Raw genomic sequence first — 882 nt, 5'->3', positions numbered from 1 at the left:
TGCAGGTAGCGCTCCGGATCTATGCTGTTCAGCCGACAGGTGCCTATCAGTCCGTACAACAGCGCTCCCCGCTCACCGCCATGATCAGAGCCGAAGAACAGCCAGTTTTTTCGTCCCAGACTCACCAGTCGCAGCGCATTTTCCGCGATGTTGTTATCCACTTCCACCCAGCCATCTTCCGCATAGTACGTCAGTGCCAACCACTGGTTCAGGGCATAAGTGAACGCTTTCGCCAGTTCTGAGTGGCGCGACAGTGTTTTCACCTTTTCCCGCAACCACCCTTCCAGCGATTTCAGGAGCGGTTTCGCCCTCAGTTGGCGTTGGCTCAGGCGCTGCTCTGCCGGTAACCCGCGTAACTCAGCTTCGACAGCATACAGTTGCCCGATGCGCTTTAATGCTTCCTCGCTGGTTGCCGAGGGCGTTCGGATGTGCACGTCGTGGATTTTACGCCGCGCATGTGCCCAACAGGCCGCTTCCTTTACCTCACCCGCTTCACGCCCCGGACGGTACAGGTCGTTGAACCCCGCATACGCATCCGCCTGCAGGACACCGCTAAAGTCAGCAAGATGGGTTTGCGGATGGATGCCTTTTCGATCCGGGCTGTAGGCGAACCAGACGGCGGGCGGCTGAGGAGAGCCCGCGTTACGGTCATCTCGAACGTAGGTCCATAGTCGCCCCGTTTTCGTCTTTTTATTCCCCGGCAGTAGTACCGGCACTGGAGTGTCATCGGCATGCAGTTTGCCATCGGTCAGTACATAGTGTTGCAGAGCTTGTTCCAGCGGTGACAGCAACCGGCAACAGGCATCTACCCAACCCGACAGCACTGAACGGCTCAGCGCCACGCCCTGACGGGCGTAGATTTCAGACTGGCGATACAACGGC

At 58.3% G+C, this 882-nt stretch carries 1 protein-coding gene; it reads right to left on the bottom strand.

The features are described 5' to 3' along the window. Positions 1 to 882, bottom strand: an 882-nt coding sequence (gene tnpC, locus J5224_RS31005) for an IS66 family transposase (RefSeq protein WP_264628852.1), incomplete at both ends; no start/stop codon positions are given.

This window comes from Candidatus Symbiopectobacterium sp. NZEC135 (assembly GCF_025962695.1).
The sequence above is the reverse complement of the archived record's forward strand: the minus strand, read 5'-3'. Positions and strand labels throughout refer to the sequence as shown.